General features: G+C 68.3%; 2 protein-coding genes. One reads left to right on the top strand and one right to left on the bottom strand.

Annotation, left to right across the window (positions count from 1 at the left end; all coding sequences use genetic code 11):
- The coding region (locus G9373_RS43070; protein ID WP_346842928.1) for an amino acid adenylation domain-containing protein at positions 1-11,752 on the bottom strand (11,752 nt) is incomplete at its 3' end.
- Between G9373_RS43070 and G9373_RS48445 the strand changes: the two genes are divergently transcribed.
- Positions 11,733-11,937, top strand: a 205-nt coding sequence (locus G9373_RS48445) for a hypothetical protein (protein ID WP_346842927.1), incomplete at its 3' end; no start/stop codon positions are given. The two genes, G9373_RS43070 and G9373_RS48445, sit on opposite strands and share 20 nt — an antisense overlap.

The raw sequence follows: 11,937 nt of genomic DNA, 5'->3' as shown, positions 1-11,937 counted from the left end.
CACCCCGATGCGTGACCGCCACACCCTTCGGCCGACCCGTCGACCCCGAGGTGTAAATCACATACGCCGGATGATCCACCGACAACACACCCGCGCGGTCGGCGTCGGTGACCGCATCCGCCGGATACGAGGCAACGGCAGACACAAACTCCGCGTCGTCGAGCACGATCCACTGGGTCGCGTCGGGCAAACCCTCCCGCAACGCGGCCGTGGTGATCCCGATCGGCGCCCCACAATCCTCCAGCATGAACGCGATCCGCTCGAACGGATAACCCGGATCCACCGGAACGAACGCCGCCCCCGCCTTCGCCACCGCCCAGGTTGCGGCGACGGACTCCCGGGAGCGGGGCAACGCCAACGCCACGGAAACCTCCGGGCCGACCTGCATGGCGGCGAGCAGTCGCGCCAGGCGGTTCGATTCTGCGTCCAATTCCCGGTACGTGAGCGTGCTGGTTTCGCCCGCGGACACACCGACCGCTGTCGGGGCAACGAGGGCATCGCCGTCCGGGTTGCTGCGCACAGCACCCGCGAGCAGATCCGGCACGGTGACCGGTGCGAGTCCGGGCCTGCCCGTTGCCGGGACGAGAGCTGCCCGTTCCGTGTCATGGAGTAGGTCGAGATCACCGACTGCGGTGCCCGGGTCGGAGATCACGGCCTCGAGAATCCGCTGCAGTCGCCACGCGAGGTCGCGGACGGTGGACTCGTCGAACAGGTCGGTGGCGTAGGTGAATTCGGCACGGATCCCGGACGGTGCACCGGTGTCGTCGAGATTCTCGCCCAACGTCAACTGGAGGTCGATCTTGGCGACCCCCGGATCCACGTCCTCGACGCCGATCCGCAATCCCGGCAGTTCGTACTCGTCCGCCTGTACCGGGTTCATCGACAGCGCAACCTGGTAGATCGGATGATGGGCCGGGGTGCGCGTCGGGGCGAGCACGTCGACCAGCCGCTCGAACGGGACGTCCGCGTGGGCGAACGCCGCGAGGTCGGTGTCGCGCACCGTGTGGAGCAACTCGGCGAAGCTGTCTTCGCTGCGAACGGCGGTGCGCAGGACGAGGGTGTTGACGAACATGCCGACCAGGTCGTCGAGAGCGCGTTCGCCGCGTCCGGCGATCGGGGTGCCGATCGCGACGTCGTCGGTGGCCGACAGACGTCCCAGGAGCAGCGCAAATGCGGCGTGGGCCACCATGAACGTGGTGGCCCCGTGTTCCCGGGCCAGTCGCTGGATGCCGCAGTGGGTTTCGGGATCGATGCCGAAGCCCACCGATCGCCCGGCGTACGTCGGCTGAGCCGGACGCGGCCGGTCGAAGGGCAGGCGCAGTGCGTCGGGCACGCCTGCGAGTGTGTGCGTCCAGTATCCGAGTTGGGCGGACATGACGGATTCGGCGTCGTCCTCGCTGCCGAGCACCTCCCGCTGCCACACGCTGTAGTCGGCGTACTGGACCTCGAGCGGCGCCCATTGCGGGGCATGACCGTCGGCGCGGGCCGCGTAGGCAACCATGACGTCGCGGCCGAGGGGTCCGAACGACCAGCCGTCGGCCGCGATGTGGTGCAGCGAGATCGCCAGGACGTGCTCGGTGGGCGACGTGCGGAACAGCGTGGCCCGTATGGGTGTCTCCGCGGTGACGTCGAATCCGCGGGACGCGAACGCCAGCATTCGGCCGAGGAGGTCGGTTTCGGTGACGTCGACCGGCTGCAGTGTCACAGAGACGTCGGAGGCGGGCAGCACGATCTGCTCGGGGCCGTCCCCGCCGTCCGGGAACACCGTGCGCAGCGTTTCGTGGCGTTCGACGACGTCGTCGAACGCCACCGCCAACGCTGCGGTGTCGATCGCGCCGGACAGCCGCACCGCGAACGGCAGGTTGTAGGCCGGGGAGTCGGCGTCGAACTGGTTGAGGAACCACATGCGCTGCTGCGCGAGCGACAGCGGGATGCGGGCGGGCCGGGTCACTGCAGTCAGGCCCGGGCGCACCGCACTCGTGGTGGAGTCGATGCGCAACGCCAGTGCGGCCACGGTGGGCGCATCGAACACGTCACGAACCGACAGCCGGGTTCCGGTCGCCTCGGTGATGCGCGCGGTCACCCGGGTGACGGACAGCGAATTGCCGCCGAGGTCGAAGAAGCTGTCGTGCACACCGATCCGGCCGGCGTCGAGGACGTCGGCGAACACGTCCGCGACCCTCTGCTCCACCTCGTTGCGGGGTGCCACGTATTCGGTTGCATTCGAGCCGAATTCGGGATCCGGGAGGGCCGTGCGGTCCAGTTTCCCGCTCGTGTTCAGCGGGAACTCGTCGAGCAGCACCACGACCGACGGCAGCATGTACGAGGGCAATGCTCCGGACGCGTACGCACGCAATGCCGCGGCGTCGACAGCACGACCGGAGGCGGGAACCACATACGCCACGAGATGATCACCCGTCGCGGCATCCGAGTAGACGAGGACCGCAGCACCGGTCACCTCCGGATGCGACCGCAACACCGCCTCGATCTCACCCAACTCGATCCGCTGACCACGGAACTTCACCTGGAAATCGGTACGCCCGATGTACTCGAGCACCCCGTCCCTCCGACGCCGCACCAGATCACCCGTCCGGTACATCCGCGCCCCGGTATCACCGAACGGATTCGCCACGAACCGATCCGACGTCAAATCCACCCGGCCCAGATACCCCCGCGCCAACTGGATGCCACCGAGGTAGAGCTCCCCCGGCACCCCCACCGGGACCGGATGCAACCGCGAATCGAGCACGTACGCGTGAGTGTTCCACTCCGGCACACCGATCGGCACAGTCGTGTCGTCGGCGTCCGACGTCTCCCAGTACGTCACCGACACCGCGGCCTCCGTCGGCCCGTACAGATTGTGCAACCCGGCAGACGACAGCGCCCGGAACCGACTTGCGGTTTCGGGGGAAAGCGCCTCACCGATCACGAACACATGCCGCAGACTCGAACACGAGCCGGAAGGTACCGACGCAACGAACACATCCAACATCGACGGCACGAAATCGGTGACCGTCACCCCCTGCGCGTCGATCACCTCCGCCAGATACCCCGGGTCCCGGTGCCCGTCCGGACTCGCCAACACCATCGCCGCACCGACCTGCAACGGCCAGAAGAACCCCCACACCGACACGTCGAACGTCGTCGCCGTCTTCTGCAACACCACATCCCGCGCGGTGAGCGGGTACTCCGACTGCATCCACACCAACTGGTTCACGATGCCCGCGTGCGGCACCGCCACACCCTTCGGCTTACCGGTCGACCCGGACGTGTAGATGACGTAGGCGGTATTGGACGGGCGCAACGGAGCGACCCGGTCGGCATCGGTGATCGGATGCGACCCGAATTCCGACAGGTCCAGCGCGTCGACTTCGATCACCGGGAACATGGCGGGAAGATCGCCGCGATCGGCGGACGTGCTCAGCACACACACCGGCTGCGCCGAGTCGAGCACGTACCCGATGCGATCGACCGGATGATCCGGATCGACCGGCACATACGCACCCCCGGCCTTCACCACCGCATACATCCCCACCACCAGGTCGAGCGAACGCCGCATCGCCAGCACCACCCGCGACTCCGGCCCCACACCGCACGCGACCAGATACCGCGCCAACCGGTTCACCCGGGCATCGAACTCCGCATACGTGAGCGCAGCGTCCTCGAACACCACCGCCGTCGCACCCGGAGTCCGCGCCACCTGTGTATCGAACAGATCCGGCAGGGTGGCGACGGGAACGTCGTGGTTGGTCGAGTTCCAGTGCGTCAGTGCGGCGCTCTCGCCGGCGTCCAGCAATTCGATGTCGCCGACACGCGTGCCCGAGTCCGTGGTGACGGCATCGAGGATCGCGGTGAATCGGGCGGCGATGGCGGCAGCCGTGGCCTCGTCGAACAGGTCCGAGGCGTAGGTCAGTTGCGCGGTGATCCCGTCGGGATCGCCGTCGGCGTCGAACCGCTCGACGAGGGTGAGGTGCAGATCGAATTTCGCGACGTCGATGTCGGTGTCGAGTCCGCGCAGTGTGAGTCCGTCGAGTTCGAGTGTGGTCTGCTCGAGGTTCTGGAAGGTGAGCATCACCTGAAACAACGGGTGGCGGGCAGCGTGCCGGGTGGGGCTGAGGACCTCCACCAGCCGTTCGAACGGGACGTCGGCGTGGGAGAACGCCGCGAGATCCACGTCCCGGACATGGTCGAGCAGGTCGGTGAACGCCGAACCCGGATCGACGGGGGTCCGCAGGGTCACCGTGTTGACGAACATGCCGATCAGATCGTCGAGTTCGCGTTCGCCGCGGCCCGCGACGGGTGTGCCGATGGTGACGTCCGAGGAGGCGCTGAGACGCCCGAGCAGGACGGCGAGCGCCGTGTGCACCGCCATGAACAGCGTGGCCCGCCGGGACTGTGCGAGCGCAGCCAACGCGCGGTGCGTCGACGCGTCGACGGCGAAGTCGACGTGCCGACCGCGGTACGACTGCTCCGCGGGTCGCGGCCGGTCCGTCGGGAGATCCAGCTCCTCGGGAACACCCGCGAGGGTGTTCGCCCAGAAGTCGAGTTGCCGGGCCGCGACCGAGTCGGGGTCGGATTCCTCGCCGAGCAGGTCACGTTGCCAGAGGGCGTAATCGGCGTACTGCACGGGAAGCGCCGTCCAGGTGGGGCACTCTCCCCGTGTGCGGGCCGCGTACGCGATCATCACGTCGCGCACCATCGGTGCCATCGACCAGCCGTCGCCGGAGATGTGGTGCACCACCAGTGCCAGCACGTGGTCGTTGGCGCCCACCCGGATCAGCGTGACGCGGACGGGCAGGTCGGTCGTGACGTCGAAACCTGTGGTGAAGAATCGTCCGAGGACGGTCTCCAGGTCGTCCTCACCGACGGCGGCGACCGACAGATTCACTGGTGCGTCGGCGGTGTCGCGCACGACCTGGTGCGGACCGGTCGCCGAATCCGGGAACACCGTGCGCAGCGTTTCGTGGCGTTCGATCAGGTCTGCGATGGCCGCCTCGAGTGCCGCCCGGTCGAGTGCCCCGGTGAACCGCACCGCGAACGGCAGGTTGTAGGCCGGAGACGACGGGTCGAACTGGTTGAGGAACCACATGCGCTGCTGGGCCGGCGACAACGGAACCTGTTCCGGCCGCTCGCGCCGCGTCAGTGCCGGTCGAGTGTCCGCACTGTCCGACTGCGACAGTCGGGCCGCGAGTTCTGCGACGGTCGGCGACTCGAACAGGTCCCGCACCGCGAGCGGCACGTCGAGTTCGCTGCGGATCCGGGACACCAGCTGGGTGGCGATCAGGGAGTTGCCGCCGAGGTCGAAGAAACTGTCGTGGACGCTCACCCGGTCGAGTCCGAGCACCGTGCCGAACACCGCGGCGACGGAGTGCTCGACACTCGTGGACGGTGCGATGTATTCACCTGCAGCCGAGGAGAACTCCGGCGCGGGGAGGGCCGTGCGGTCCAGTTTCCCGCTCGTGTTCAGCGGGAACTCGTCGAGCAGCACCACGACCGACGGCAGCATGTACGCCGGAAGCGCACCCGCTGCGTGCCGGCGCAGGTCCGCGGCGTCGACAGCGCGACCGGGCGCGGAAACCACATACGCCACGAGATGATCACCCGTCGCGGCATCCGAGTAGACGAGGACCGCAGCACCGGTCACCTCCGGATGCGACCGCAACACCGCCTCGATCTCACCCAACTCGATCCGCTGACCACGGAACTTCACCTGGAAATCGGTACGCCCGATGTACTCGAGCACCCCGTCCCTCCGACGCCGCACCAGATCACCCGTCCGGTACATCCGCGCCCCGGTATCACCGAACGGATTCGCCACGAACCGATCCGACGTCAAATCCACCCGGCCCAGATACCCCCGCGCCAACTGGATGCCACCGAGGTAGAGCTCCCCCGGCACCCCCACCGGGACCGGATGCAACCGCGAATCGAGCACGTACGCGTGAGTGTTCCACTCCGGCACACCGATCGGCACAGTCGTGTCGTCGGCGTCCGACGTCTCCCAGTACGTCACCGACACCGCGGCCTCCGTCGGCCCGTACAGATTGTGCAACCCGGCAGACGACAGCGCCCGGAACCGACTTGCGGTTTCGGGGGAAAGCGCCTCACCGATCACGAACACATGCCGCAGACTCGAACACGAGCCGGAAGGTACCGACGCAACGAACACATCCAACATCGACGGCACGAAATCGGTGACCGTCACCCCCTGCGCGTCGATCACCTCCGCCAGATACCCCGGGTCCCGGTGCCCGTCCGGACTCGCCAACACCATCGCCGCACCGACCTGCAACGGCCAGAAGAACCCCCACACCGACACGTCGAACGTCGTCGCCGTCTTCTGCAACACCACATCCCGCGCGGTGAGCGGGTACTCCGACTGCATCCACACCAACTGGTTCACGATGCCCGCGTGCGGCACCGCCACACCCTTCGGCTTACCGGTCGACCCGGACGTGTAGATGACGTAGGCGGTGTTGTCCGCGCGCAGGGGATACGCCCGATCGGCATCGGTGACGCACGCGCCGGAGAAGTCGGTCAGGTCGAGGTCGTCGATGGTGACCACGTCCACGCCGGACCGAGGTGCGGGCTGATCCACGGTGGTGGTCAGGACGCGGATCGGCCCGGCGGACTGCAGCACGTACCCGATGCGGTCGGCGGGGTGATCGGGGTCGACGGGCACGTACGCGCCGCCCGCCTTGACGACGGCGTACATTCCCACCACGAGGTCCAGCGAGCGCCGCATCGCCAGCGCGACCCGTGATTCGGGCCCCACACCGCACGACACGAGATACCGGGCGAGCCGATTCGCCCGCTCGTCCAGCTCGGCGTAGGTCAGGGAAACGCTGTCGAAGACCAGGGCCGTCGCGCCGGGTGTGCGCGCCACCTGCGCATCGAACAGATCCGGCAGGGTGGCGACGGGAACCTCGTGGTCCGTGGCGTTCCACCCGGCCAGTTCCCGGAGGCGCGCAGTCGGGTCGGCGATCGCGATGTCGCCGACCGGCGTCTGCGGTGCATCAGTGACCGCCTCGAGGATCCGGACGAACTGTGCACCGAACGAGCGGATCGTGCTCTCGTCGAACAGTTCAGTGGCGTAATTGAATTCGGCGGCGATGGGGCCGGGGCTGCCGTCGGCGCCGTGGGTGTCGGTGAGGACGAGTTGCAGGTCGAACGCGGCGACGTCGGGGAGGACCGGTTCGCTCGACACCGACAGGCCGGGGAGTTCGAGGTGTGCGGGTGCGTGGTTCTGGAAGAACAGCGCGACCTGGAACAGCGGGTGGTGGGCTGCCGTGCGGGTAGGGTTCAGATGCTCCACGAGACGTTCGAACGGCACATCCACGTGGGCGAACGCGGTGAGGTCCACGTCGCGGACCTGCTGCAGCAGTGCGGTGAACGACGATGCCGGGTCCACCTGTGCGCGGAGGACGAGGGTGTTGACGAACATGCCGACCAGGTCGTCGAGTTCGCGTTCGCCGCGTCCGGCGACGGGCGTGCCGATCGCGATGTCGGTGGTCGCGCCGAGCCTGCTGAGCAGTACCGACAGGGCCGAGTGCGCGACCATGAACAGGGTGGCGTTCTGGGTGCGGGCCAGGGTGAGCAGGCGTTGGTGCAGTTCCGCGGAGACCTCCCACGACAGGGTCGCGCCGTGTTTCGACGCGACGGCGGGTCGGGGTCGGTCTGTGGGCAGGTCGATGCTGTCCGGCAGCCCGGCCAGCGCGGTTCCCCAGTAGGAGAGTTGGCGGGCGGAACGGGAGTTCGGGTCGTCCTCCTCGCCGAGGAGTTCTCGTTGCCAGAGTGTGTAGTCGGCGTACTGCACCGGCAGCGGCGTCCACTGTAGCTCGTGGCCACCGCTGTGCGCGGCGTACGCGAGCATCAGGTCGCGGGACAGCGGCGCGAACGACCATCCGTCGGCGGCGATGTGGTGCACCACGAGGGTCAGCACGTGCTCGTCGTCCCGGACGCGCAGCAGTTGCGCGCGCACGGGAATCTCGGTGCTGACGTCGAAGCCGGTGAGGGCGAACGTCCGGATCGAGTTGTCGAGGTCGGCCTCCCGGGCCTCGACGACGGTGAGGCCGAGGTCGACGTCGTGGGCGTCGAGGATGCGCTGCCAGGGTCCCGTGTCTGAGCCGGGGAAGACGGTGCGCAGCGATTCGTGCCGGTTCAGCACGTCACGGAGCGCGCGGTTCAGTGCCGTGACGTCGAGGTCACCCGAGAACCGCACGGCGAGAGGCAGGTTGTAGACGGGGCTCGAGGTATCGAACTGGTTGAGGAACCACACCCGCTGCTGGGCGGGCGACAACGGCACCCGCTCCGGCCGCAGCTGCGGGGCCAGTGCGGGACTCGAGGGGTTCGTGTCTCGGTCGACGCCCTCGTACCGTTGCGCGAGCGCGCCGACGGTCGGCGCATCGAAGACGTCGCGCAGCGACACCGGGACGCCGAGCGCCGTGCGCAGTCGCGACACGAGTCGGGTGGCGACGAGCGAGTTGCCGCCGAGGTCGAAGAAGTGGTCGTGGACGCCGGCCCGCTCGACCCCCAGGATCTCGGTGAACACACCGGCCACGATCATCTCGGCGGGCGTCCGCGGTGCCACGTAGTCGGTGGTCGCCGCGTCGAGATTCGGCGCGGGCAGGGCCTTGCGGTCGAGTTTGCCGTTCACCGACAGCGGCAGTGTGTCGAGGTGCACGACGTGCACCGGGATCATGTACGAGGGGAGAACCCGGGCAAGGTGGTCGCGGAGATCGGTCGCCGCGACGTCCACGGCCCCGACCGTGTAGGCGACGAGGGCCTCTTCGCCGCGGTCGTCGCGGTGCACCACCACGACCGCCTGCGACACATCTGGATGGGTCTCGAGCGCGGTCTCGATCTCCCCCAACTCGATCCGCTGACCGCGCAACTTCACCTGGAAATCCGTCCGCCCCACATACTCCAACGCACCGTCGCGGCGGCGACGCACCAGATCACCCGTGCGGTACATCCGCCCACCCGCCACGTGCGGGTTCGCCACGAACCGGTCCGCCGACAGATCCGGACGATTCAGATATCCCCGCGCCAGCTGATCCCCCGCCAGATACAACTCTCCCGCCACCCCGTTCGGCACCGGATGCAACCGGGCATCGAGCACATGCAACTGCGTGTTCCACACCGGACGCCCGATCGGCACCGTCACCGTGTCCGCCGCACCGGTTTCCCAGTACGTGACGTCGACCGCCGCCTCCGTCGGCCCGTACAAGTTGTGCAGATCCGCACGACTGACCGACCGGAACCGCGACACCTGCTCCGGCGTCAACGCCTCCCCCGAACAGAACACCAACCGCAACGAATCGCACTGCGCCGCAGCAGGTTCGGCAGTGAACACCGACAACATAGACGGCACGAAGTGCATCGTGGTGATGCGGTGCCGACGGATGAGGGTGGCGAGGTAGTCGGGGTCGCGGTGTCCGTCCGGTGCGGCGATCACCAGCGTGGCACCGACCTGCAGCGGCCAGAACAGCTCCCACACCGACACGTCGAACGTCACCGGAGTCTTCTGCATCACCGCGTCGTCCGAAGTCAGCCGGTATTCGTGCTGCATCCACTGCAGGCGGTTCACGATCGCACCGTGGGTGACGGCGACGCCCTTCGGCCGGCCCGTCGACCCGGACGTGAAGATCACGTACGCCGTGTTGTCGGCGGTGAGCGTGGTGGAGATCGGTGCCGAGTCCTCGTCGGGGAGGTCGAGGGTGTCGACGTTCACCACCGGTGCCGCGGTGCTGAAGGTGGTGTCGTCGGCGCGCGTCAGCACGCACACCGGCTGGGCGGTGTCGAGCACGTATGCGGTGCGCTCGGCGGGGTGATCGGGATCGATCGGCAGGTATGCGGCTCCTGCCTTCACGATCGCGTAGATGGCGACGAGCAGATCGAGTGATCGGCGTATCCCGACCGCGACGACGGACTCCGGTCCCACTCCGATTCCGATCAGGTAGCGGGCGAGGCGGTCGGTGTGCTTGTCGAATTCGGCGTAGGTCAGCCACCGGTCCTCGAATACCAGCGCCACGGCGTCGGGAGTGGCGGCGGCCTGAGCCGCGAACAACGACACCAGGGTGTCCGCCGGCACGGGGTGGTGCGTTGCGTTGGCCGCCGCGAGGGCGGACCGCTCGTCCGCGTCGAGCAGGTCGATGTCGCCGACCGAGACCGGCGGGTTGTCGACGACCGCGTCGAGGAGCCGGCCGAACCGTTCGCCGATCGACACGGCGGTGTCCTCGTCGAACAGGTCTGTCGCATAGGACAGTTGCACGGCCAGCCCGGCGGGGACGCCGGCGGAGTCGAACTGCTCGACGACGGTGAGTTGTAGGTCGAACTTCGCCACGTGGACGTCGATCTCGGCGGCATCGACCTCGAGTCCGTCGAGTTCCACCCGGGTGTTCGCCGTGTTCTGGAAGGTGAGCATCACCTGGAAGAGCGGGTGGTGTGCCGACGACCGGGCGGGGCTGAGCACCTCCACGAGGCGCTCGAACGGGACGTCGCCGTGCTGGAACGCGGCGAGGTCGGCGTCGCGGGTGCGGGCGAGTACGTCACCGAACGTGTCGCCGGGGTCGACGGTCGTGCGGAGCACGAGGGTGTTGACGAACATGCCGACGAGGTGGTCGAGCGCTTCCTCGCCGCGTCCCGCGACGGGTGTGCCGATCACGATGTCCGATCCGGCGCCGAGACGGCGGAGCAGCACCGCCAGCGCGGCGTGCGTCACCATGAACGGCGTCGTGCCGGTGCTCTGTGCGAGATCGACGAGACGCCCGTGCACGTCGGCCGGGATCGTGAACTCGACACGCCCGCCCCGGTGGGACATCTCGGCGGGCCGTGTCCGGTCGGTGGGCAGCTCGATCAGTGGCGGCACACCGGTGAGCGCCGCCTGCCAGTGGGCGATCTGCCTGGCGGACAGGCTGTTCGGGTCGTCTTCCGAACCCAGTAGGTCCCGCTGCCAGAGGCTGTAGTCGGCGTACTGCACCGGGAGCGGTGCCCAGGTAGGTGCGTGACCGGCTGCCCGCGCCGCGTACGCGACCATCACGTCGGCGGCCAGCGGCGTCATCGACCAGCCGTCGGCGGCGATGTGATGAACCACGAGGACGAGAACGTGCCGGTGGGGTGCCTCACGGAACAGCCCGGCGCGCAGCGGTCTGTCGATGGTGAGGTCGAATCCGGCACCGCCGAGTGCCGTCACCGCGGCGGTGAGCGAATCCGCGTCGACGTCGATCGGATCGTCGCCTGCCAGCACACTCACGGCGGGCATGATCAGCTGGTGGGGTCCGTCAGGGGTGTCGGGGAAGACGGTGCGCAGCGCTTCGTGACGTTCCTGGACGTCGTCGAGCGCCGCTCGCAGGGCATTGCGGTCGAGTGGGCCGGTGAGCCTCAACGCGATCGGCAGGTTGTAGGCGGGCGATGCCGTGTCGAACTGGTTGAGGAACCACATGCGTTGCTGCGCGACGGACAGCGGCACGCGGTCGGGTCGTTGCCGTGCTTCGAGCACCGGCCGCGGGTCGGGTTGCGGGCTCGTGTTCGCCGCGGCGACGGCTAGCTGCGACACCGACGGCGACTGGAACAGGTCCCGGACCCCGATCCGCACACTGAGGGCGGCGTTCACGCGGGACACGACCTGGGTGGCCATCAGCGAGTTGCCGCCGAGTTCGAAGAAGCTGGTGTCGACGCTCAGTTCGGGGAGGCCGAGGACGTCACGGAAGATCCCGAGGAGTATCTCCTCGGTGACCGTTTTCGGGCGCACGATGTCGGCCGAGCGTGCGGCGAATACCGGTGCGGGCAGGGCGTTGCGGTCGAGTTTCCCCGCCGGGGTCAGCGGCAACGACTCCAACACCACGATCGCCGACGGCACCATGTACCCCGGCAACCGCTCCCCCACGAACCCCGACAACACCCGCGTATCGACCTCTACGCCCGGCGCCGGCAACA

The organism is Rhodococcus sp. A14, from assembly GCF_011603105.1.
GTDB classification, from domain to species: Bacteria; Actinomycetota; Actinomycetes; order Mycobacteriales; family Mycobacteriaceae; genus Rhodococcus_F; species Rhodococcus_F opacus.
This window is presented reverse-complemented; position numbering and strand designations above follow the sequence as displayed.